Genomic DNA, 22,993 nt, shown 5'->3' on the forward strand with positions numbered 1-22,993 from the left:
GGGGTACCCCGCCTTCAACCCGACTGACAAGGAAGACGCCAAATGGCTGAATTGTTCCAGTTTGAGTTGGTCTCGCCGGAGCGCCAGCTCCTGTCCGAACAGGTCGTGGAAGTGATCGTACCGGGCACCGAAGGCGAGTTTGGCGTTCTGAAGAACCATAGCCCGTTCATGTCCACCATCAAGCCCGGCCTGTTGAAGGTCCGTGCTCAGGACGGTGGCGCTTTGACGGAATACTTCGTGCGCGGTGGGTTTGCCGATGTTGCTCCGGGTGGTCTTACCGTTTTGGCCGAGCAGGCCATTCCAGTAGCCGATCTGGATCGTGACGAACTTGCTCAGCAGATCAAGAATGCTGAAGAGGATCTGAAGGATGCCAAGGACGACGACAGCCGTCTGAAGGCTTCGGATCTTCTTTCCCAACTCAATGACGTGCAGAACGCTATCATCCCGGCATAACTGCCAGGAGACATACGCCTCTGACTGTATCGAAAACGCGGTTCCCTTTGGGGGCCGCGTTTTTTGTTGTTAATCAATTATTTGACGCATACCGCGGCGGAAATTTCGTCCTCAGGTTTAGTTCCGATTTATGACTAATTAACTAAAATCAAGTATTCCATGATCAATTAAGCCCTTGGAGTGCTTCCATGAACGTAAAAACTAAAATAATCGCGGGTTTCGGATCACTTGCACTGTTAATGTTGGCAGTAGCTGCTTGGTCACTCTACAACTTTAACGCAACAAGCAAGGATATCCTCGCTCTTGAGGATATGAATGGGGACGCACTCCTGGCGTCGGAGCTCAACGCCGACATGGCCAAGGCGCTTCTGAATGCGAACCGCTACATGCGCTCACGGGATACTGCGGATCTTACCTTGGCTCACCAGTATATTGGCGAAGTCAAGGAGGGCGTGGAAATCGCCAAAGGGGAAATAAACGCGCCGAGCCGTGTGGTGATGCGCGATCTGATCGCCGACAACATCGGCAAATTCGAGACTTATCTGGCTGAGGTGGTCGCGCTGTATCAGCGCCGGGATAAAATGGTTCAAGAAAGCATCGATGTCTTGGGGCCGACGGCACGTGAGCAGCTTTCCAAGATCCATCAACTGGCGACGGTTGACGCTGACTATCAGTCTGCCAATCTGACAGCGGAAGTTCAGGAGCATTTTCTGGCCATTCGTTTGAACTTTCAGAAGTTCCTGAATACCAATAGCCAGAGTGAGCTCGATATCATCAAGAAAGAGGAAAAGATCCTCCTCGAACGCCTGGCGGTCTTGAGTGAAAGCCTCATCAATATGGAAGCCGTCAGCCTGACCGAAAAAGTTGGGCTTGCTGTTGATGAATACGTCAAGGCAGCTGGTGAACTGGGCCAGCTTATCAACGAACGTAACAGCATTCGTGATGAGCAACTGTCCGTCCTTGGCCAGCAGATCTCAGACGCGGCGCGGAACCTCAAGGACAGTGCAGCCAAAGACGCTGTGAGGCTTGGTGAAGAGACGCGTTCGAATGTGATCAGCAGCGAGATCGAATTGGGTGTGGCGACCGCCATCGCCTTCTTGCTGGCTGTTACACTCGCTTCCATTATCTCACTCGGCATTTCCCGCCCCATCTCCCGCCTTGTTCGCGATGCGGAAAATCTGGCCGCAGGCGACACCTCAGTGGCGTTCAAGGAAGCCTCACGCAATGATGAGCTTGGTGATGTTGCCCGCTCGATCGCCGGCTTCCGTGATGGCGTGCTGGATCGTCAGCGTCTGGAGGCAGAACAGGCGGCTGAACAGGAGCAGCGTGAGAGACGTAGTCAGAGGATTGCAGTGGCTCTGGCGACCTTCGACCAGGAGGTCAATGCGATGCTCTCCAGTGTCTCAACATCAGCAAGTGAGCTGGAAGGCACAGCGACGCGCATGACCCGGACAGCCCAGGATACTAGCATGCAGGCAACCAATGTTGCCAGTGCCTCCGAGGAGGCGACAACCAATGTTCAGACGGTTGCCAGCGCTGCGGAAGAACTCTCTGCCTCGCTGCGTGAAGTGAGCACTCAGGTTTCGCATTCGGCTGGTATTGCTGGCCGGGCTTCAACCGAAGCCCAGAAGACCAATGACCAGATTTCCAATCTGGCAACCGTCGCCGATGACATCGGTCAGGTGATCGCTCTCATTCAGTCAATCGCAGAACAAACCAATCTGCTTGCATTGAACGCGACGATTGAAGCTGCGCGCGCCGGTGAAGCGGGCAAGGGCTTTGCGGTCGTTGCGGCTGAAGTGAAAGAGCTGGCAAGCCAGACCGGACGCGCAACCGAGGAAATCTCGGAGAAGATCAGTGCGATCCAGTCGGAAACCAAGGAAGCCGTTGAAGGGATCCATTCGATCTCCTCAATCATCGAGGAGATGAACCGTGTGGCTTCGGCAATCGCTTCGGCAGTCGAAGAACAGTCTGCCGCGACCAATGAGATTGCCGGAAGCGTGGAGCAGGCTTCCCGTGGGACGCAGGACGTAAGTGAGAACATCGTGAAGGTCTCGAATGCGGCAGCCGAAACTGATACCGCTGCGAGATCCGTTGTGGACGCTGCCCGTGACGTAGGCGCCCAGTCGTCTCGCATGCGCCACGTTGTGGAAGACTTCCTTGGCGAGGTGAAGGCGGCCTGACGTGCAAAAGGCTTAAGCCAAGACGGTTGAAGATAAAAAACGCGGCTCCTTGAAAAAGGGCCGCGTTTTTGGGGTCTGCAACGTAAGATATTGGCTCAGGCGTGCAGCTTGTCGCTCACTTCCTGAGTGTAGAACCGGTAGCCGTTGCGGCCACTACGCTTGACTTCATACAGAGCTAGATCGGCCTGTTTGATCGGTGTATTGATGCTGGCACATTGGTCCGACACTGTCGCAACCCCAATGCTTGCCCCAACCGTGACGCAGTTTCCTGGAATGCGAATTGGCGCGGCGATCTTCTTCACCAACCGTTCGATGACTTCCGTTGTTGCGGGAAGGGTAGGGCTGGCATTCGACAGAATGATGGCGAACTCATCGCCGCCCAGCCGAGCCACGATGTCTGAGCTTCTCACACTGTCTTGAAAGCGCACGCTCACTTCCTTGAGCACTGCGTCGCCAGCGTCGTGGCCATAAGTGTCGTTGATCGGCTTGAAATGGTCGAGATCGACCAGAATAAGCGTGCTCTCGGTTCCGTTCTTCTGGGCCCGTTCAAGGGCTTTTTCCAGCTCGGTGTTGAAGAGCAGCCGATTGGCTAGGCCGGTCAGCGTGTCATGAGAGGCGGCATAGGTGATCTTTTCCTGAGCCAACTCACGTACGGTGACGTCTTCATGCGTGCCGATCCATCCGCCCTGCGGCATGGGAGCATGCACAGCACTGATGATCCGGCCTGACGGGTGCTTGAAGGTGGAGCGAACGACTTCGGCTTTCGCAAGCTGGGCTTTGAGTTCGCGGACATGTTCATCAACATCCCCTTGGAACTCTCCTCGGGCCTGTTCGGCCAAAAGCAGCTCCTCAAGGCTTGCGCCAACCTTCACTTCGCCTTCCGGCTTGTTGAAGATCTCGACGTAAAGCTCATTCCACAGCTGCAATTTGCCATCAGCATCAAAAACGCTGACACCCTGACGCATGTTGGCAAGAATTGTCTCAAGTTCGCTGGAACGTCGACGCGCGATCCGCTCATTCGCCAGGATCTCTGCTTCAAGCTTTTTGCGATCTGTGACATCAAAGAAACTGGCAATCAATCCGCCATCGGGCAGAGGCGATCCGCGAACCTCGTGCACCCTACCTTCCGGCGTTTCCCTTTCGAACATGTAAGGTTTGTCGACTTCCAGAGCGTCAAACCGGCCCTTGGCGAGCTTGGAGGGTTCGCCCTCGCCATATTGCCCACGCTCGGCGTTGTAGGTCATGTATTCCAGCAGATGAAGCTTCTGGTCGATCATCTCCTGCGGAATCTTCATGAGATCCGAAAACTCTTGATTGCACACCTGAAGGTGCATGTCCTCGTCCCAGTAGACGAGGCCGCCTGGGAAATTGTCGAACAGGGCTGAGACCGTATTGGCCTGACGCCGGCTCTCGGTGATGTCCATCAGCGAAACAACGACGCCTTCAAGGCCAAGCTCGTTATTATCATCTACCGAAGATGCATTCACGCGAAGCCAGGTGCGATGACCTTCAGGTCCCTTTATCAGGCGCGCTTCTTGTTGCTGCACCTTTTCCGGGAACATGCTGGCCATGACCAGAGGATTGGATATTGAGTCGTCATCGTCGTTGAGCGTCATGATATCAACGTCGATTTCCGCGACATTACACCCTATGAGGGCTTGCCGGTCGAGGCCGAACATCTCCGCAGCGGAGGCATTGCACGATTGAATCAGGCCATCGTGATCAATCAGCAAGATCCCTTCACTCAGGGTCTCCAATGTCGTGCGCTGAACGGCTTCAGCGTTCCGCAGGCCCTCTTCAGCAAGCTTGCGGTCGGTAATGTCCTCGAACGCGCCAACCAGCCGGACCGCTTTACCATCTTCCAACAGTGTACTACCGACGGCGTGAACCCAGATATGCCTGCCTTGGGCTGTCAAAAAGGGAAGCTCAAGATCCCAGCTTCCGCCGCTTTCAATGGCCTTGCTGACGGCTTCGGTAATGACTGGGCGGGCGCGTGGAGGGTAAAATTCCAGAGCTTCATCCAGGGTTGGGATGAAATCATAGGGCACGTCGTGAATTTCATGGGTGCGTCTGGTCCAGGTCAGTTCGCTGGTTTGGAGATCCAGCTCCCACCCACCGACACCTGAGACATCGGCGACCTTTTCCAGCAATTGACCGTTAGAAACGGCTATCTTTTTCTCTGTCCGGATGAGTTCCAGCGAAGCGGAGAGCTCTTCTTGACTCCGATGGGCTTTGATCAAGCCTTCGACGACAACGCCAAGTCGTCGAAGCTGTGCCAACTGCTCAACTGTCGGCTGCCGCGGTACCGTGTCGATAACGCACAATGCGCCCAGTCGATTGACACCGTCGACCGCCAAAGGGTAGCCGGCATAAAACCGGATTTGAGGGCCGCCAACCACCAGGGCGTTGTCTTTGAAGCGGTCATCCAGCGTCGCATCGGGTACCAGGAAGATGTCGTTACCATGAATGGCATGTGCGCAAAATGAGACATCACGGGGTGTCGAATCAGCGTCCAGGCCGCACTTTGCCTTGAACCACTGGTAGTCGTCTTCAACCAGGCTGACGAGGGCGATTGGGGCCTGGAAAATTGCTCGCACAGCCTCGATTACTGCCTCGAACTCCGGGGTCGGATCGGATCCAACAATGTTGAGTTCTCTCAACGCCTGTAGTCGCTCAGTCTCGTTGTTTGGTATTCTCGCAGCCATTTCAGGTGCACTCTCCAAAGCGATAACGGATAGGGACGCTGACAAATTACATAGGTAGAATAGGATTTAAGTTATGAACAACTCGTAATTTGTCCAATATTTCTGCTTTTATCTAAGTAAGATTACCAATTATGGAGGCCTTTCTACTCAAAACTAAGTAGTTATGTAAGTGAGATTGTGTAGTGCTATGGTGTCTCACAATTTTTTGAGCGAAATGAATGCTACGGTCCGCGCATAAAGAAAAACCCGGCTCGAAGGCCGGGTTTAAAACAACTGCATATTGGCTTCTGATCAGGCGGCGCGACGATAAGACAGGCTCATGCCACTTCCGCTCGAACGGCTCCGGCGGCGTTCTTCCGGCGGAATATAAACGATTGCGGCGTGGTCGTCACAATAAGAGACACCCGGTTCGATACGAGCATCACACGGGAATGTGTAGCTTCCAGAATCACCTTCAGCCCACTTGCAGCAACCCGGACGGGGCAAGCTTAGTTTATCCATTGGTCGTTTCCTTTTTGTCTTTTTGAACAAAACATCCTTCGTTCGAGCATCCAGGGAGGAGGATCCGAACAGAAAACGGTGTTTTGCTGATGGAGTTGCGTTCAACCAAACCAATGGGCCGTGCGGAACCGCTCGACAGCGAACGCGAAGAATTAGGTAGTCTGACTGTCACAAGATTGCAATATATAAAGCTGCATGGCGGCATTGCTTTTCATGCATATCCGGAATTCTAGTTAAGTCGATCTGGAGAAACATGCAGAAAGATGAAGATGCGCGTTAGTAGACGAAAAAGTTAATCCTTGTTAATCACTTGATGACCCAAGGTAAGAACGCAGCGTTTCAGGGGTGTCGAGGTCAAGGCGGGCCGCTTCGCCGATCTCGACGATTTCCAATAGCTCTCGATTGTCTTCCAGAACCGCGCGCGCGCCGATATCACCGGACAGCTCGCTGAGCCGGGGGAAAAAGCAACTCGGCCACAAGACCGGGTTAGCCCGGCGGCCATTTGTGCCGGCGGCCACGATGCTGTGCGCCTGTGAGGACACAAATCGGTCGACGAGCTGCTGTATTTGCAAGGCCCCGATCTCTGGCATGTCGCCCAGCAGGATCAATGCCCCCACCGCGTCTTCCGGCAGCGCGCGAACGCCAGCGCGCAGCGAGGTTCCCATGCCTTCGACATAGTCCGGATTGTGGACGTGGATGACGTCGAGCCCCTCGAGTGCTGCAGCGATACCGTCTGCCTGATGACCGCTGACAACGATCACGGGGTCGCAGGGGCTGGCAATGGCCGCCTTCACCACTCGACGTATGAGCGGTTCTCCGTTGATCGTTGCCAGAAGCTTGTTGTTCGGCCCCATTCGGCTGGAGAGACCGGCCGCCAGAACCACCGCCGAAACCGGTACCTTTTGCGGGGGCTGTTGGGCTTGCGGCATTAGTTCTCGTGGGTGAGGGCGGGTGTGGATCTCCATCAGCAGGCCACCGACGCCCCAACCGGTTGTTTCCTCAACGGACGGTGCAACGCCTGCCAGGGTGCGTTCCAATACCCAGTCGAAGCCGTTCTCCTTGGGGCTGCGGGCGCAGCCGGGCGCCCCGATGAGGGGGAAGCCGCCATAGCTTCCGAGCAAGAGCAGATTGCCGGGATCGACCGGAAGACCGAAACGCTGGATTTCTCCTCCGGCATGGCGCACGGCGGCGGGCAGGACGTCATCGCGGTCGACCACAGCGGAGGCGCCGAAAAGGATGAACATCTCGCAGCCATGCTGATGCGCCTGCCGCAAGGCGGCAGCGGTGTCCTCGACCGTATGCGGGATGCGAATTTCTGAAGTGATCTTGCTGCCGGTTCCGTCCAGCCGTTGATCCAGGACCCGGCGGGTCTTGTCCATCGTGCTTTCTTTAAGGTGAGGCAGGCGCGTGGCAATCAGGCCGATGCGACGGGCGGTGAAGGGGTGAACCTGCAGGCTGGTCGTAACGGCTTCCTCGGCCTGGGCCACGGCGTTAGCAGATGCCGCAAATTCGATGACTTTTGCCGTCGCCACCATACGGCCTGCCTCGACGCGGGAATAATTTGGCAAGGTGGCGATTGTGAGGGCCGGGTCAATGCGGTTCATGCGGTCGATGGCGACCTTGTCGGCCACAAAGATCCCGGCGACTTCTGCATGCAGATTGACCCGTCCGGTAAAGGGCGGTTCGCCGCGCAGTCCATCCGACATGGCCGCCGTGGCCAGGCGTTGCGCCGCAACGTTTTCATCCAGGTCGTCGGGCTCCAGACGAGCCACGGTGAGCGTGACCAGGCCGGCATCCAGAAGCGCCGTGAGGTCGCCGGCACTCAGAACCCGCCCCTTCTTGAAGGTCTTGGTGCCTGCTCGGGTGCTGTGAGCCAGCAGACAGCCTTCAGCCTCTGCAGTCGCAACCGATGCAAATTTCATTCACCAATCTCCGTCGGCTTGCGCAAAGCAGAAATGATCTGACCCAGCACCGCGACGGCGATCTCCTCGGGCGAGGCGGCACCGATGTCCAGTCCGATGGGCGCGTCGATCCGGTTGATCTGGCTGGTGGTCAATCCGGCGGCCTGCAGCCGCTCGGCCCGTTTGCCATGGGTTTTGCGGCTGCCAAGCGCTCCGACATAGAAGCAGTCCGATTTCAGGGCCGAGATCAGCGGATAATCATCGATCTTCGGGTCGTGGGTTACGGCTGCAAGGGCTGTGAAGGGATCGAGAGGGGCGGTGTTCAAAACGTCTTCGGGCCAGTCCGCATGCAGGATGTCGGCCGGAAAACGCGCTTCGGATGCGAAGGCGCCACGTGGATCTATAACCGCCACATCGAACCCTGCGATCTGGGCCATCGGCACCAGAGCCTTGGAGATATGGACGGCGCCAATGATCACAAGACGTGGCGGTGGTACTTGTACGGTCAGGAACAGGTCAGGACCGTCTGCGATCTCCACGATTCCCGATTTGCCTGAGCGGAAACGGCGTTCAAGCGCCTCGGCCAGCGGATCGTCCTGCCAGCTGTCCGAATGTTTGATCAGTCGCTGTGGCCGGCCGTCCAGTGGGCTGACGAGAATGGCTGCGCGCCGCGCTGCTCGTTCGGTGTTGAGGGTTTGTAGCAGTCCGACGTCCATTTTCAGCCTCTGTCCATAGCGAGTTTGAGGCCAAGGCCCATGAGCAACGCACCGCAAGCCTTGGAGCCGACGTTCTGCCATCGTTGGCGCTTGCCAAGCGCCGTCTTGAGTTTGGAGGCAAACAGCACGGTGATAATGTCAGCTGACGAAAATGCCAGATTGACGACCGTTCCAAGGATGAGAAACTGCGCCCAGATCGGCAGGGCGGCTTCTGCGGAAACGAACTGCGGCAGGAAAGCGATAAAAAACAGCGCGACTTTCGGGTTGAGAATTTCAACCAACATGCTGTCGAGGAAGGCGCGGCGCGCCGTTCTTGGCTTTCCTGCGGTAGGCACATGTCCTTCTTGTGCCTTTTGGCGGAACAGCTGAATGCCAAGCCAGATCATATAGCCCCCGCCCACAATCTTCAGAGCAGCATAGATCTCTGGCACATGCGTGAATATCGCCGACAGACCCAGAACGGCGGCGATGACATGGAGATAGCAACCAAGATGGATGCCAAGGGCAGCCATGAAGCCCGCCCGCCGTCCATGTGCCAGCGTCTGCGCGGCGGTGTAAAGCAGGGCAGGTCCCGGAAAATAGGCAAAGATCAGCGTTGCACCAAGAAAGGCGATCAGGATTTCAAGCGATGCCATCAGCCGGCAGCTCCCGTCAGCGGTTCGACAAAGATGCGAATCCGGCCGCCACACGACAGGCCGACCTGCCAGGCGGTTTCGTCGGCCACGCCAAATTCGAGGATCTTCGGAGCGCCCGATTCAATAACATCTAGCGCCTCGGTCACCACGGCACCTTCGACACAGCCGCCTGAAACGGAGCCTTCGAAGTTTCCATCTGCATCGATAACCAGATGAGAGCCGACGGGACGAGGAGCTGAGCCCCAGGTTTCGATGACGGTCGCAATGGCTGCCTTGCGACCGGCAGAAGCCCAGTCTTCAGCCGTTGAAAGCACGTCCAGACCAGTGACGGGTCCGTCAATGCGAGCTTGATATTCTTGCATGAATTGGGCCTCCCTCCGATGGCATTCGCGGAGCATATAAGAAGTCGCAGGCCTTGCGAAAGCCGGACATAAAGAAAAGGCGCACCGAGAGGCTTCCCGGTGCGCCTTGTTCTGTCTCAACAGTTGGTCAGCAGTGGTGCCGGAGCTTACTCGGCGGCTGCCTGCATGGAGGGCGCTGCTTGGCGCACATCGCCATCGACGTGATCCTCAAAAGCCTGGAAGTTGTCGATGAACATCTGCACCAGCTTTGCCGCTTGTTGGTCATAGGCCTGCTTGTCGGTCCATGTCTCCCGCGGGTTCAGAATTGACGTGTCGACGCCGGGAACCTCGACAGGTACCGCGAAACCGAAGTTTGCGTCTGTGCGGAATTCGGCAGATTTCAGCGAGCCGTCGAGGGCCGAATGCAACAGCGACCGGGTTTCCTTGATCGGCATCCGGTTTCCAACACCATAGGCGCCACCGGTCCAGCCGGTGTTGACCAGCCAGCACTCAACATTGTGCTCGGCGATCAGATCGCGCAGCAGGTTGCCATATTCAGACGGGTGACGCGGGATGAAAGGCGCGCCGAAGCAGGTTGAAAAAGTCGCCTGCGGTTCTGTGACGCCCTTTTCGGTTCCTGCCACCTTGGCAGTGTAGCCGGAAAGGAAGTGATACATCGCCTGAGCCGGTGTCAGCTTGGCAATCGGCGGCATGACGCCAAAGGCATCCGCAGTCAGCATGATGATGGTTTTCGGCTGTGGCGCCGTACCGGTCTTGCTGGCATTGGAGATGAAGTGGATTGGATAGGCGGCACGGGTGTTTTCGGTCTTTGAACCGTCGTTGAAGTCCGGGATCCGGTCTTCGTCCAGAACCACATTTTCCAAAACAGTGCCAAACCGCTGGGTTGTGGAGTAAATCTCGGGTTCGGAGGTCTCCGACAGCTTGATGGTCTTGGCGTAGCAGCCGCCTTCGAAATTGAAGACACCGGTTTTGCCCCAACCGTGCTCATCGTCACCAATCAACGTGCGCTGCGGATCAGCCGACAGTGTGGTTTTGCCCGTACCCGACAGGCCGAAGAAAATGGCTGTGTCGCCTGCGTCACCTTCATTGGCGGAGCAATGCATCGACATCACGCCCTGGGGCGGCAGCAGATAGTTGAGGAATGTGAAAACGGATTTCTTCATTTCCCCGGCATAGGACGTACCGCCGATCAATACGATCTTACGGGTCAGGTCGCAGGCGATGACCGTTTCCGTGCGACAGCCGTGACGCTTCGGGTCGGCTCGGAAGCTCGGCAGATCGATGATGGTCATGTCCGGCGCAAATCCGGCCAGCTCTTCACGGTCGGGGCGCAGCAGCAGGTTGCGGATGAACAGGGAATGCCAGGCATATTCTGTGTAGACGCGTACCGGCAGCTGATAGGCTTTCTCCGCACCGCCATGAAGATCCTGGGCGAAAAGCTCCAGTCCCTTGGCGTGCTCGCGGAAATCCTCCAGCAGCACTTCAAAATGCTCCGGGCTCATGGCTTGGTTGTTGTCCCACCAGACCTGATCTTCCGTGTCGGCGTTTCTGACGACGAATTTGTCCTTCGGAGTGCGGCCGGTGTGGCTGCCCGTGTCGGCGACCAGTGGGCCGTTGGCCGCCAGCTGGGCTTCGCCACGTGTCAGGGCATACTCGTAAAGGGCAGGCTCGGTCTGGTTCCAATAAAGCGCCTTCAAGCCGCTCAAACCAAAGGTTTCGGCACCGAAGGCAGGATTCCTGACACCTACTTCTTTCATCGTCCCACTGTCCTTGTGAATTCTGTTGGGTAATTGAACCGGCTTGCTTTGTTGCATCTGATTGACCGGCGCGACGGACACTAGTGTATGTAATTTATGACAACAAGACATCGTGGGAGGGTCTAAAGTATTTTAATCGATTGAAAAGACGAGTGTTCGGAGGTTTGTTTAATTCGGAGTTCAAATTAATGATCTTGGCTGAGAATAACTCCGTAATTACGAAAATGTATCCCTGCGGTGAAGGCGATGACATCCAGTTGTATTTCGGTTATTTCGACATAATGCGCGTTTGGATCTAAAAGCGCACTTGCGCGAAACTGACTGCTTTCAGGTTCGCGCGTTGGCTCTCTGTCGAGATGCGTTCTACCCAACAGCTTGCGCTATGGAGACGCGGCAGGGCTGTCTGATGGTTGGCGGGGGTAGCAAAGCCGTCCTGGCGGACCTACATGGACCCAAATCGAGACAACGCAGAGGTGTTTGTCGGTTCCGGTCTACTGATTTGGCCTTCCACCGACATTTGCCTTATTTTATGCGCATTTTCACCGGCATAGGCTAAGATCACTTTTTGCCCTTCCGGTGCTCGTTTCATTTAAAGGGACCTTGGATCAGCCTTATGCCGACTATTGCTCTTGTCGACGACGACCGTAACATTCTGACCTCCGTATCCATCGCTCTGGAAGCGGAGGGCTACCGGGTGCAGACTTATACCGACGGCACCTCGGCGCTCGATGGTCTTCTGAGTGACCCGCCCGAGCTCGCGATTTTCGATATCAAGATGCCGCGCATGGATGGAATGGAGCTTCTGCGCCGTTTGCGCCAGAACTCCGATCTGCCGGTGATCTTCCTCACCTCCAAGGACGACGAGATCGACGAACTCTTCGGCTTGAAGATGGGCGCCGACGATTTCATTCGCAAACCGTTCTCTCAGCGTTTGCTGGTCGAGCGTGTTCGCGCCGTCCTGCGCCGTGCCCAGACCCGGGACACCACTGCACCGCGCGAAGAAGGTGAAAAGCTTTTGGAACGTGGCCTGCTTGTGATGGACCCGGAGCGGCACACCTGCACCTGGAGCAACAAGCCCGTCACGCTGACGGTGACGGAATTCCTCATTCTCTCTGCGCTGGCTCAGCGGCCGGGTGTCGTCAAATCGCGTAACGCCCTGATGGACGCAGCCTACGATGATCAGGTCTATGTGGACGATCGCACCATCGACAGCCACATCAAGCGCCTGCGCAAGAAGTTCAAGGTCGTGGATGACGACTTTGACATGATCGAAACGCTCTACGGCGTTGGCTACCGCTTCCGGGAGGTGTAAAACCTCACTTCATGGCAGGGGATACGGAGAGAGACGGATCGCCGCTGGAGGACGCCGCGCCACTGGGTGAAGCGCGTACCCAGCTGCGCCTGCTGGGAAACCGGCGGTTACGCCGTCGTGTCCTTGGCCGTGTGCGCCGCCTTGTCAGCACCTACATGCTGTCTTCGCTGACCAAACGCATCGTGGCCATCAATCTGGTCGGCCTGGTCGCGCTGCTCTCGGGCATTCTCTATCTCAACCAGTTTCGCGCAGGGTTGATTGATGCCCGGGTGCAGAGCCTCCTGACCCAGGGCGAAATCATCGCGGGGGCCATCGCGGCATCGGCGACACTGGACACCGGTGCCATCACGGTTGATCCGGAGCGGCTACTGCAGCTTCAGGCGGGCGAAAGCATCAGCCCGAGCAGTGAAGATCTGGACAGCCTCGACTTTCCCATCAACCCGGAACGTGTGGGCCCGGTGCTGCGGCGTCTGATCTCTCCGACGAAAACGCGCGCGCGGATCTATGATCCTTACGGCATCCTGATTCTCGATTCCCGCCACCTTTATTCCAGCGCGCAGATCCTGCGCTATAATCTTCCGCCGCAGACGGTGGAAGAAGAAAGCATGTTCAGACAGCTGTGGCAGTCGATCAAGCTGTGGCTGCGCCGGGGCGATCTGCCAGTCTATCAGGAAGTTGGCAGTGGCGATGGCCGGGCCTATCCGGAGGTCGCAACCGCGCTTAATGGTGCACCTGCCTCCGTGGTTCGGGTGTCCAGTCGAGGCGAGTTGATCGTGTCGGTGGCTGTTCCGATCCAGCGGTTTCGTGCGGTGCTCGGCTCCCTTCTGCTGTCGACCCAGGGCGGCGATATTGACGCCATCGTTCAGGCCGAGCGGATCGCCATCCTTCGAGTGTTCCTGGTCGCAGCAACCGTCACCATTCTTTTGTCGATCCTGTTGGCGGGTACAATTGCTGGTCCGGTGCGCCGTCTGGCTGCAGCGGCCGAACGCGTGCGCATGGGATCGACATCCCGCGACGAAATTCCCGAGTTTGCGGATCGTCAGGACGAGATTGGTCATCTGGCGCAGGCCTTCCGGGACATGACGCACGCGCTTTACAACAAGATCGAGGCCATTGAGCAATTTGCCGCAGATGTGGCGCATGAGCTGAAAAACCCGCTGACATCCCTGCGCAGCGCGGTGGAGACACTGCCTCTGGCCAAGTCCGACAATGCCCGCGAACGTCTGATGGAAGTCATTCAGCATGACGTACGCCGGCTCGATCGTTTGATCTCTGATATTTCCGACGCGTCGCGCCTTGATGCGGAACTGGCCCGCGCCCAGGCTGAAACCTTTGACCTTGCCGATCTGCTGCGGGGGTTGGTCGAGGCCGCAAACGAGCGCACGAGGGAGGAAGGTGCTGAAGTTATTCTAACCATTGCCGATGGTCCGGGCGACAAGGCGTTCTGGGTCGCAGGCCATGACACGCGTCTCAGTCAGGTGTTTGCCAACTTGTTGGATAACGCACGATCCTTCTCTCCCACGGATGGCACGGTTCGCATCGGTCTGGCGCGTGAGAGCAAACGTTTGCGGATCACGGTTGATGATGATGGGCCCGGCATCCGTGCGGAAGATACCAACCGGATTTTCGAGCGGTTCTACACGGACAGACCCGACGGCGAAGGCTTCGGCAACAACTCCGGCCTCGGCCTGTCGATTTCACGCCAGATCATTGAGGCGCATGGCGGCCGCATTACTGCAGAGAACCGTTTTGAGCTGAACAAGAAAACCGGTGAGTCTGTGACCTCCGGTGCCCGTTTCAACATCACGTTGCCTGCCGGGAGGGCCTGAGTGGAGAACATTCACGCCGGATGTATTGCGCTCGGTCCCTTGGGGGTTTTGATCCGAGGCAGTTCTGGCGCGGGTAAATCGACGCTTGCCGATTGTCTGGTGGAAGCTGCAAGGGCGAAAGGCAACTTTGCCGAGGTCGTTGCAGATGATCGGACAGAGCTTGTCAGTCGAGGTGGGAGCCTCCTGGCTCAGGCGACGGCCCCGTTGGCAGGCTTGCAGGAAGTTTACGGCCTGGGCATCTGCCAGCGCTCGGGTGCCGACGGCGCATCGGGCTTGTCAGCGGACGCTGCACTGACAGGAGAACGCTGCGTCCGGGTGAGGATGATGTGCGATTTGATTCCGAGCGATGAGATGGAGCGGTTACCCGATTGTGAAAGCCTGAGTGTAGAATTCCTGGGTGTGAAGGTGCCAAGGATTTTCTTGCCGGCTGGCGAAATGTCTGTGGCGCTGCAGATAACCCGTTGGGGCTTGAGGCGGTTTTTCCCCAATAGCCCAGACTATGTTTAAGGCCGTATTTGTCTTTTTGCTTGCATGTCACGGGGCGGTTGCCGAGAGTGCAGCCTCGGGAAACATGAGTTTCTCGAAGGGTTTTCCCAGTCAGGGCGCGAAAATATGATCGGACTAGTGCTTGTTACCCACGGAAGGCTCGCCGAAGAATTCAAGTCGGCGTTGGAGCATGTGGTGGGTCCACAGGAACAGGTTGAGACCATCTGCATCGGTCCCGACGACGACATGGAACAGCGGCGGCTGGATATTCTGGCAGCTGTAGAAGCGGCCAATACCGGCAAGGGCGTTGTCTTGCTGACCGACATGTTCGGCGGCACTCCCTCTAATCTTGCCATCTCTGTCATGGACGGAAAGACCATCGAAGTGGTCGCTGGCGTCAATCTTCCAATGCTGGTCAAGCTGGCCAGCGTGCGGATGGACCGCGAACTTGTCGATGCGGTGGAGGAAGCCCGCCTGGCGGGACAAAAATATATCTCCGTTGCCAGCCAGGTGCTCTCGGGCCAGAGCTGAGCGGGGACCGCTTTGGCGGCGGTACTTAAAAACAAGAGGCCACGGGTGGACGCGAACGAGTTTCTGGAAAAAGACCTGACCATCGTCAATCAGCGCGGGTTGCACGCGCGTGCTTCCGCCAAGCTGGTGAAGCTGGTGGAGACTTTTGAGGCAACGGTCGTGGTCTCGAAGGATGGTCAAAGCGTCGGTGGTACGTCTATCATGGGGCTGATGATGCTGGCGGCCAGCCCGGGCTGCAGCATTCACGTTCAGGTCAGCGGTCCCCAGGCCGATGCCGCACTGGGCGCAATTTCCCACCTTGTCGAGGACGGCTTCGGTGAACGGGACTGATTTGGGTCTCTTTCACGCCGATGCCCTGATGACCCTTTTTCAATACATTTCCATTGATTGACCCAATTAAGGGTCAGTATTTGTTTGTGAGCCATAAATGGATCGCATGTCTGTTGTGTGCCATTGGGATTCTTGTTTCATTTTATCAAGCACTGGCATCTGATATCGGTTAATTAACGATAGGCTTATTATGGAATATTTTTATTTTACGAGCTGCATTTTCTACTGTGTCATTTTTAGTTTTCTATATTTTCCAGGAAGTGAATTCGTAAAATTCATTATGGGTTTGCACCCAGAGGAGCCAAAAGAGTGGACTTTTTCTGTTTTCATTAATCAGTGCGAGGATTCACGGATTGATAAATCTGCTGGTGCGCTCGTTGGTGCCTTGGAAAGATTTCTCATCGCTGGGGGCTTATTGATAGGAAGATGGGAAGTTCTCGCTGCTGTGATCGCTTTAAAGTCAGTGTCTCGGTTCAAGCAGCTAGATGATCGCAGAACGGCCGAACGATTTCTTGTCGGTTCCCTGGCAAGTCTCGTCTGGACGGTTGGCGTCTATCTTCTTCTGCTCATCTACGACCAGACCCTTGGCTTCGGCCTGTTTCCGCAGGGCCTGTTGATCGGATTCGGCTGAAGACGCTCCGTATTTTCGACAGATTTTGACATAAAGAAATCTTTATATCCTTATTGAATGATGGTGAGTGCCGCGTTATAACGGCGCTTGAGTAAGGTGGATGCTGTTCCAGATAACGAGCGGCATTTGCCGTTTGCCCGCATCAACTGCCTTGCCCGCTCGCCGAGACTGCGGCATGGCTCAGAAATCAGGACAGTTTCATGAGCGAATACATCGTCAAGGACATCTCGCTGGCCACTTGGGGTCGGACCGAAATTGAGATCGCGGAACATGAAATGCCGGGCCTGATGGCCTGCCGCGAAGAATTCGGCACGTCCAAGCCGTTGACTGGCGCCCGCATTGCCGGGTCCTTGCACATGACGATCCAGACAGCCGTTCTGATCGAGACCCTTGTTGCGCTGGGTGCCGAAGTTCGCTGGGCGTCTTGCAACATCTATTCGACCCAGGATCAGGCTGCTGCCGCCATCGCAGCCGCCGGCATTCCGGTTTTCGCCACCAAGGGCGAGACCCTGGAAGAGTACTGGGATTACGCGGACAAGATCTTCGACTTTGATGATGGCGCGAACATGATCCTGGATGATGGCGGCGATGCCACCATGTACATCCTCATCGGCGCGCGCGTGGAAGCTGGTGAAACCGGCCTGCTCGACAACCCGGGCTCAGAGGAAGAAGAAGTCCTCTTTGCTCAGATCAAGAAGCGTATGGCTGCCAACCCGGGTTGGTTCACCAAGCAGAAGGCTCTGATCAAGGGCGTTTCTGAAGAGACGACCACCGGTGTGATGCGCCTTTACGAAATGCAGAAGAAGGGCCTGCTGCCGTTCCCGGCTATCAACGTCAACGACAGTGTTACCAAGTCGAAGTTCGATAACCGCTATGGCTGCCGCGAATCCCTCGTCGACGGTATTCGCCGTGGCACAGATGTCATGATGTCCGGTAAAGTTGCGGTCGTGTGTGGCTACGGCGATGTCGGCAAGGGGTCTGCCCAATCCCTGGCCGGCGCCGGCGCCCGCGTCATCGTCACCGAAATCGACCCGATCTGTGCCCTGCAGGCATCGATGGACGGCTATGAAGTCAAGACCATCGAGCAGGCGCTGCCGGAAGGCGATATCTATGTTACCGCCACAGGCAATAAGGACATCATCTCCTTCGATCATATGAAGGGCATGAAGGATATGGCGATCGTCTGCAACATCGGTCACTTCGACAATGAGATCCAGGTCGCCGCTCTGAAGAACACGAAGTGTCGTCCGGTCAAGGACCAGGTCGATATGTATGAGTTCCCGGATGGCAAGCGCATGATCCTGCTCTCCCAGGGCCGTCTTGTGAACCTGGGCAATGCCACGGGCCACCCGAGCTTCGTCATGTCCGCCAGCTTCACCAACCAGGTGCTGGCGCAGATCGAACTCTGGAGCAAGGGCGAGCAGTACCAGAACGAAGTGTATGTGTTGCCGAAGCACCTCGACGAAAAAGTCGCACGTCTCCACCTGGCAAAGCTTGGCGTGACACTGACGGAGCTGTCCGATTCGCAGGCTGATTACCTGGGGATTAACAAGACCGGACCGTTCAAGGGTGAGCACTACAAGTACTGATATTTGCCTCTTTTGCCACTATATCTAGTGGCATCATAGGTCGTATTGCGGACATAAATGTTAACGGGATTCTTCAATTTGGAGGATCCCGTTAACTTTTCGGAAACAGACTCTTCTTCGCGATTCCCAAAAAGGTTATGGTTTTAACGAATCAGGGGCCATGAGGCACAAGTCCCTGAATTCTCCCGGGGTGCCGGGGTAAAAGAGCGGCTTTAAGGGGATCGTGGAAATGCCGGTGATCGGCTTGAACGGCGCGCGCAACGGCGCGACGTGGCGTAGATGGATTCGGCAGGCATTAACCTTAACGGCAGCCTGCGCCGCAATCGTGACTGGCCTTGGCGGTCAGGCGATGGCTGCGACGGCCATGAGCACCGACGGCTTCTCCTTCTTCTCATTTTCCATTGATGCGGTTGCCATGGCATGGCTTGGCTTGTTCGGCGGCGTCTGCGCTTTCGCGGTCGTTTCAGCACTGGCTTTCCTGCGCCAGTCTCGCAAGACAAGCATGGCTCTGCGCAAGCTGGGTCGTCAGAACGCCGGTCTCAACCTCAGTCTTGATCGGCTTGAGACGATTCTGAATACGGATGAGCAGCGGGTTATCGTCTGGACCGGAAATGGCGAAACGCCGCAAATCTGGGGCGTCCTGCCTGAAGAGAGCGGTGTGCCAAAGGCGCCTTCGCGATTGCTGGCATTTGGATCGTGGTTGACCTCTCGGTATGCGGCGGATCTTGAGCGCAATCTCGACAAGTTGTTTACTTCCGGCGAAGCCTTTTGCTGCACCTTGAAGACATCTCTTGGCAGCTATGTGGAAGCGGCAGGCCGGACGACTGGCGGTGCTGTTGTTCTGCGCTTGCGCGACCTCACCGGCGAGCGTCGGATGCAGGCCGAGTTGGCCGCCCGTAACGCCCGGATTTCCGGCGAGTTGCACATGCTACATGCCCTGCTGAACGCCATGCCTGCCCCTGCGTGGCAAAGCGATGCGGAAGGCACCTTGATCTGGGCCAATCGCGCCTATGCTCAGGCTGTTGACGCACCAGATACGGCGACAACGGTCCGTGAAGCCATGGATTTCATGGATGCAACTGGCCGGACCGCCATGGAGCGGGACCGCAACGAGGATGGCTGCTTCCGAGCCCGTTTGCCGTTGGTCGCAGCTGGCGAGCGCCGGGTCTTCGATGTGACGGATGTGTCCGCAAATGTCGGCAGTGCTGGACTTGCCATCGACATCAGCGAGCTGGAGCAGGTTCGCAAGGAGTTGAACCGCGCTCAGGAATTTCACGGTCGAACTCTCGATCAGCTGGCCACCGCAGTGGCGATCTACGGATCAGATCGGCGCCTTCAGTTCTACAACGCTGCCTATCGTCAGCTTTGGGACCTGGAGCCGGGCTTCCTGGAAGCCAAACCGGAAGATGGTGCCATACTTGATGCGCTGCGCACCGCGCGCAAGATCCCCGAGCAGGTGGACTACCGCGTCTGGCGCAAGAACATGCTCGAAGCTTATCAGTCGCTCGAAGCACGTGAGAGCTGGTGGCATCTGCCCGACGGTCGCACCCTGCGGGTGATCGCCAACCCGAATCCGCATGGCGGCGTCACTTACATCTACGAAAATGTTACCGAGCAGCTGGATCTGGAAAGCCGTTACAACGCTCTGACCCGTGTGCAGGGTGAAACCCTCGACAATCTGTCGGAAGCTGTTGCGGTGTTCGGATCAGACGGACGCCTGCGCCTCTGGAACCCGGCATTCGGTCGGATCTGGGGTCTGCGCGAAGAGCAGCTGGAAACGGTTCCTCACATCAACCAGGTGGTCGACTCCTGCGCTCTGGTGGAAGATGAGCGTGTTGCCTGGGAAGAGCTTGTCAGCAATGTGACCGGTCTTTTGGATAACCGCACACAGGCGGTTGGCCGAATGGAGCGCCACGACGGTGCCGTTCTCGATTATGCCACTGTCCCGTTGCCTGATGGTGGCACGCTGGTCACGTTCGTCGATGTCACGGACAGCGTGAACGTCGAACGCGCGCTTCTGGAAAAGAACGAAGCACTGGAAGAAGCCGACCAGCTGAAGAACGCCTTCATTCAGCATGTGTCGTATGAGCTGCGTTCGCCACTGACCAATATCATTGGTTTCGCGCAACTGCTGACCAATCCGAAGTTCGGGGACCTCTCGGTCAAGCAGGACGAATACGCCAATTACATTCTGACCTCGTCTTCTGCACTGCTGGCGATCATCAACGATATTCTCGATCTGGCGACCATAGATGCAGGCATCATGGAGCTGGAAGCGGCCGAAGTTGACGTGGCTGCAACGGTTGCCGCAGCCGCTGAAGGCCTGAAGGATCGGCTTGAAGATGCTCGGATCAGCCTGAACACACATGTTCCCGATGATATTGGTACGATTGTCGCCGATGAGAAGCGCCTGCGTCAGGTGCTCTTCAACCTCATCGCCAATGCCATTCGCTATTCGGAAGAAAACGGCGTAGTCGATGTCAGCTGCAATCGCGGTGACGACGAGGTGGTCTTTGAGGTGAAGGATCATGGTCTTGGCATTCCGGCTGAAATCCTGTCGCAGGTGTTCAACCGCTTCGTCGGCCACGATGCCGGAAACAAGCGCCAGGGCGCCGGACTGGGTCTCTCTATCGTGAAGAGCTTTGTCGAGCTTCACGGTGGCCATGTTGACATCGACTCTTCGGAAGGCAACGGCACGACGGTGATCTGTACCTTTCCCGCGCGTCCCAAGGCCACGGGTACACTAGCTGCCGAATAGCCTTTGGAGGGCATTGCATGTCCGAAGCGCTGCTGCGAGACGTCGAGAATCCTGACTTCATTATTTCTCTGGCCAACGAAGCGGCAACTGTCGCATTGGCCGAAGACCTGGCTGCCTGTTTGACGCAGGGCGATCTCATTTGCCTTTCCGGTGATCTGGGAGCGGGCAAATCCACATTGGCCCGCGCGCTTCTACGGGCGTTTGCTGATGATGACGAACTGGAAGTCCCGAGTCCGACCTTTACCCTGGTGCAGACTTACGAGCTGCCTCGTTTTGCCATCTCCCACTTCGATCTCTACCGGCTGGAAGAGCCGGAGGAAGTTCAGGAACTGGGGCTTGATGAGCTTCTGGAAAGCGGAGCTGCCCTGGTCGAGTGGCCGGAAATGGGGGAGGGTGAACTCCCCCGAAATCGCATCTGGATCAGCCTGCAGGGTGGTGATGATGATAAGCGGGTCGCGTCAATCAAGCTGGAGGGCGAACTCACTCCGCACAGGATGACCCGATCTTTCGCCATCCGCGCCTTCCTGACCGCATCCGGCCACGCCAATGCCCTCCGGCGCTATCTGAAGGGCGATGCCTCGGCCCGCGCCTATGAGCTGATTCGGACCGAGGGTCAGGATATGATCCTGATGAATGCACCTGCATTGGAAACTCTGGAGAACGGCGAGGCTCTGGCCGCCTATGCCCGCTCGGCACATCTGGCACTGGACATTAGATCCTTCGTGGCTGTCGACCAGGAATTGCGGCGTCAGGGTTTTGCTGCGCCGGAAATCTTTGCGTCGGATCTTCAGCAGGGTTTGTTGCTGCAGGAGCATTTGGGGAGCGAAGGGATGCTCGACGCGTCCGGCAACGTATTGCCCGAGCGGTACCACGCGGCAACCGATGTTCTGGCCCAGATGCACCGACGGACGTGGCCAAGACATCTGACTTTGCCAGATGGTGACAGCTATGTGCTCCCTGATTTTAGCCGCGAAGCGTTGCTGGCTGAGGTCTGCCTGTTTCTGGATTGGTACGTGCCGGAGGTCTCCGGAAATGCGGCGTCCGACGCGCTGCGGCAGGAATTCCGATCGCTTTGGTCGGCGGTGTTTGACAAGGTTGGTGATGCCGAACTCGGGTGGGTGCTGCGCGACTATCATTCGCCCAATCTGCATTGGCGTGGCGAACGCTCCGGGCACGCCCGTGTGGGATTGATCGATTTTCAGGATGCGATGATTGGCCCGACCGCCTATGATTTGGGATCATTGCTGTTTGATGCAAGGGTTGAAGTGCCGGAGGTTCTGGAACAGGAGTTGCTGAGCACCTATCTGAAGGTGCGCCAGTCACAGGACGATGCCTTTGATCAGATGGCTTTCAAGGCCGCCTATTCGGTCTACGCGGCACAGCGGATCACCAAGATCCTCGGGATCTTCGTCCGATTGGCAAAACGCGATGGTAAACCGGCGTATCTAAGTCATTTACCACGCATGAATGCTTATCTTGACCGGGCCCTGAGGGATCCTGTTTTGTCGGATTTGCAGCACTGGTTTGATCTCCATCGGCCCCGGTGAGCGGGCGTGGACAGAGTAATTGGGATAATTCATGTCGGCATTGCCGTTCCGTCCGTCCAAAGCCATGATTCTCGCTGCCGGTCTGGGCAAGCGCATGCGTCCGATCACAGCGACGACACCCAAGCCGCTGATCGAGGTCAATGGTCAGTCGCTGATTGATCATGGCATGGACCGTCTGGCATCCGCTGGCGTGAAGACCTGCGTTGTCAATGTCCACTATCTGGCTGATCTGGTGGAAGTCCACGTCAAACGCCGTCGCGACATGGAGATTGTTGTCTCCGATGAGCGGGGAGAGCTGTTGGAGACCGGCGGTGGCATCAAGAAAGCCCTGCCGATGCTTGGCGACGAGCCATTTTTCCAGCTCAATGCGGACACCGCCTACTGGATAGAAGGGGTGAAGCCCAACCTCGAGCACATGATTGAGGCCTGGGATTCGGAACGCATGGATGCTCTGCTGCTGGTCGCCGAGACGGTCAATGCCGTCGGCTACAATGGTTTGGGTGATTTCGATATGGATGTATTCGGTCGTTTGACCCGTCGGCCTGAGCGCCGTGTCAGCGCCTTCGCCTATGCAGGCGTGACGATTCTGCACCCAAGGCTGTTTGAAAATGCCCCGGAGGGGGCTTTCTCCATGAATGCCCTGTTTAATCAGGCAATTGAGAACGAACGGTTGTTCGGTGTGCAGATGGAAGGCATCTGGTTACATGTCGGTACGCCGGAAGCCATTCGCTCAGCAGAATATGCCGTGGCTGAAAGCGCGGCATAAG

General features: G+C 56.9%; 18 protein-coding genes. 12 read left to right on the forward strand and 6 right to left on the reverse strand.

All coding sequences use genetic code 11. From position 1 onward, the window contains the following. Positions 1 to 42: 42 nt before the first annotated feature. Together J0X15_RS14725 and J0X15_RS14730 are read left to right on the forward strand one after the other, a co-directional pair. Positions 43 to 453 carry a F0F1 ATP synthase subunit epsilon gene (locus J0X15_RS14725; RefSeq protein WP_206942279.1) on the forward strand — a complete coding sequence of 137 codons (411 nt, stop codon included), beginning with the start codon at positions 43 to 45 and terminating at the stop codon, positions 451 to 453. Positions 454 to 641: 188 nt separating this feature from the next. Continuing rightward, positions 642 to 2,636 carry a methyl-accepting chemotaxis protein gene (locus tag J0X15_RS14730; protein WP_206942280.1) on the forward strand — a complete coding sequence of 665 codons (1,995 nt, stop codon included), beginning with the start codon at positions 642 to 644 and terminating at the stop codon, positions 2,634 to 2,636. Between the two features lie 95 nt (positions 2,637 to 2,731). Here the strand turns inward: J0X15_RS14730 and J0X15_RS14735 are convergent, their stop codons facing one another. The 6 genes from J0X15_RS14735 to J0X15_RS14760 all read right to left on the reverse strand — a co-directional run bounded on the left by J0X15_RS14735 (position 2,732) and on the right by J0X15_RS14760 (position 11,213). Further along, on the reverse strand, positions 2,732 to 5,341 hold the full coding sequence (locus J0X15_RS14735; protein ID WP_206942288.1) for a PAS-domain containing protein: 2,610 nt from the start codon (positions 5,339 to 5,341) through the stop codon (positions 2,732 to 2,734). Positions 5,342 to 6,144: 803 nt separating this feature from the next. Beyond that, entirely contained in the window at positions 6,145 to 7,764 is a 1,620-nt protein-coding gene (locus J0X15_RS14740; protein WP_206942290.1) for an NTP transferase domain-containing protein, read from the reverse strand. Then, positions 7,761 to 8,459, reverse strand: a complete 699-nt coding sequence (locus tag J0X15_RS14745; RefSeq protein ID WP_206942292.1) for an XdhC family protein — start codon at positions 8,457 to 8,459, stop codon at positions 7,761 to 7,763. The genes J0X15_RS14740 and J0X15_RS14745 overlap by 4 nt, the downstream gene beginning before the upstream one ends. A gap of 2 nt (positions 8,460 to 8,461) precedes the next feature. Then, a complete protein-coding gene (locus J0X15_RS14750; RefSeq protein ID WP_206942294.1) occupies positions 8,462 to 9,094 on the reverse strand; it encodes a LysE family translocator in 633 nt (210 codons plus the stop codon). After that, a complete protein-coding gene (locus J0X15_RS14755; protein ID WP_206942296.1) occupies positions 9,094 to 9,456 on the reverse strand; it encodes an XdhC family protein in 363 nt (120 codons plus the stop codon). The genes J0X15_RS14750 and J0X15_RS14755 overlap by 1 nt, the downstream gene beginning before the upstream one ends. Positions 9,457 to 9,602: 146 nt before the next feature. After that, on the reverse strand, positions 9,603 to 11,213 hold the full coding sequence (locus J0X15_RS14760) for a phosphoenolpyruvate carboxykinase (RefSeq protein ID WP_206942298.1): 1,611 nt from the start codon (positions 11,211 to 11,213) through the stop codon (positions 9,603 to 9,605). A gap of 613 nt (positions 11,214 to 11,826) precedes the next feature. Between J0X15_RS14760 and J0X15_RS14765 the strand changes: the two genes are divergently transcribed. The 10 genes from J0X15_RS14765 (at position 11,827) to J0X15_RS14810 (ending at position 22,992) form a co-directional block, all read left to right on the forward strand. Further along, positions 11,827 to 12,525 carry a response regulator transcription factor gene (locus J0X15_RS14765; RefSeq protein ID WP_206942300.1) on the forward strand — a complete coding sequence of 233 codons (699 nt, stop codon included), beginning with the start codon at positions 11,827 to 11,829 and terminating at the stop codon, positions 12,523 to 12,525. Positions 12,526 to 12,536: 11 nt separating this feature from the next. Beyond that, positions 12,537 to 14,354: a sensor histidine kinase gene (locus tag J0X15_RS14770; protein ID WP_206942303.1), complete on the forward strand. Its 1,818-nt coding sequence runs from the start codon at positions 12,537 to 12,539 to the stop codon at positions 14,352 to 14,354. Continuing rightward, entirely contained in the window at positions 14,355 to 14,861 is a 507-nt protein-coding gene (locus tag J0X15_RS14775; RefSeq protein WP_206942305.1) for an HPr kinase/phosphorylase, read from the forward strand. A gap of 105 nt (positions 14,862 to 14,966) precedes the next feature. Then, on the forward strand, positions 14,967 to 15,371 hold the full coding sequence (locus J0X15_RS14780; protein ID WP_206942306.1) for a PTS sugar transporter subunit IIA: 405 nt from the start codon (positions 14,967 to 14,969) through the stop codon (positions 15,369 to 15,371). A 45-nt stretch (positions 15,372 to 15,416) separates the two neighbouring features. Next, positions 15,417 to 15,701, forward strand: a complete 285-nt coding sequence (locus J0X15_RS14785) for an HPr family phosphocarrier protein (protein ID WP_206942308.1) — start codon at positions 15,417 to 15,419, stop codon at positions 15,699 to 15,701. A 190-nt stretch (positions 15,702 to 15,891) separates the two neighbouring features. Next, a complete protein-coding gene (locus J0X15_RS14790; RefSeq protein WP_206942310.1) occupies positions 15,892 to 16,332 on the forward strand; it encodes a hypothetical protein in 441 nt (146 codons plus the stop codon). A gap of 200 nt (positions 16,333 to 16,532) precedes the next feature. Further along, positions 16,533 to 17,921: an adenosylhomocysteinase gene (gene ahcY / locus J0X15_RS14795; RefSeq protein ID WP_206942312.1), complete on the forward strand. Its 1,389-nt coding sequence runs from the start codon at positions 16,533 to 16,535 to the stop codon at positions 17,919 to 17,921. Positions 17,922 to 18,150: 229 nt separating this feature from the next. Continuing rightward, entirely contained in the window at positions 18,151 to 20,679 is a 2,529-nt protein-coding gene (locus J0X15_RS14800) for a PAS domain-containing sensor histidine kinase (protein WP_209015357.1), read from the forward strand. A 17-nt stretch (positions 20,680 to 20,696) separates the two neighbouring features. After that, a complete protein-coding gene (gene tsaE / locus J0X15_RS14805; protein WP_206942316.1) occupies positions 20,697 to 22,226 on the forward strand; it encodes a tRNA (adenosine(37)-N6)-threonylcarbamoyltransferase complex ATPase subunit type 1 TsaE in 1,530 nt (509 codons plus the stop codon). A 31-nt stretch (positions 22,227 to 22,257) separates the two neighbouring features. Beyond that, positions 22,258 to 22,992, forward strand: coding sequence for a nucleotidyltransferase family protein (locus tag J0X15_RS14810; protein WP_206942318.1), 735 nt, complete (start codon positions 22,258 to 22,260; stop codon positions 22,990 to 22,992). Position 22,993: the final 1 nt, after the last annotated feature.

This window comes from Roseibium limicola, assembly GCF_017313085.1.
GTDB lineage: Bacteria > Pseudomonadota > Alphaproteobacteria > Rhizobiales > Stappiaceae > Roseibium > Roseibium limicola.

Coding starts and splice junctions, on each gene's coding strand:
- J0X15_RS14725 (WP_206942279.1), top strand. CDS start 43: ATGGCTGAATTGTTCCAGTTTGAGTTGGTCTCGCCGGAGCGCCAGCTC.
- J0X15_RS14730 (WP_206942280.1), top strand. CDS start 642: ATGAACGTAAAAACTAAAATAATCGCGGGTTTCGGATCACTTGCACTG.
- J0X15_RS14735 (WP_206942288.1), bottom strand. CDS start 5,341: ATGGCTGCGAGAATACCAAACAACGAGACTGAGCGACTACAGGCGTTG.
- J0X15_RS14740 (WP_206942290.1), bottom strand. CDS start 7,764: ATGAAATTTGCATCGGTTGCGACTGCAGAGGCTGAAGGCTGTCTGCTG.
- J0X15_RS14745 (WP_206942292.1), bottom strand. CDS start 8,459: ATGGACGTCGGACTGCTACAAACCCTCAACACCGAACGAGCAGCGCGG.
- J0X15_RS14750 (WP_206942294.1), bottom strand. CDS start 9,094: ATGGCATCGCTTGAAATCCTGATCGCCTTTCTTGGTGCAACGCTGATC.
- J0X15_RS14755 (WP_206942296.1), bottom strand. CDS start 9,456: ATGCAAGAATATCAAGCTCGCATTGACGGACCCGTCACTGGTCTGGAC.
- J0X15_RS14760 (WP_206942298.1), bottom strand. CDS start 11,213: ATGAAAGAAGTAGGTGTCAGGAATCCTGCCTTCGGTGCCGAAACCTTT.
- J0X15_RS14765 (WP_206942300.1), top strand. CDS start 11,827: ATGCCGACTATTGCTCTTGTCGACGACGACCGTAACATTCTGACCTCC.
- J0X15_RS14770 (WP_206942303.1), top strand. CDS start 12,537: ATGGCAGGGGATACGGAGAGAGACGGATCGCCGCTGGAGGACGCCGCG.
- J0X15_RS14780 (WP_206942306.1), top strand. CDS start 14,967: ATGATCGGACTAGTGCTTGTTACCCACGGAAGGCTCGCCGAAGAATTC.
- J0X15_RS14790 (WP_206942310.1), top strand. CDS start 15,892: ATGGAATATTTTTATTTTACGAGCTGCATTTTCTACTGTGTCATTTTT.
- ahcY (WP_206942312.1), top strand. CDS start 16,533: ATGAGCGAATACATCGTCAAGGACATCTCGCTGGCCACTTGGGGTCGG.
- J0X15_RS14800 (WP_209015357.1), top strand. CDS start 18,151: ATGCCGGTGATCGGCTTGAACGGCGCGCGCAACGGCGCGACGTGGCGT.
- tsaE (WP_206942316.1), top strand. CDS start 20,697: ATGTCCGAAGCGCTGCTGCGAGACGTCGAGAATCCTGACTTCATTATT.
- J0X15_RS14810 (WP_206942318.1), top strand. CDS start 22,258: ATGTCGGCATTGCCGTTCCGTCCGTCCAAAGCCATGATTCTCGCTGCC.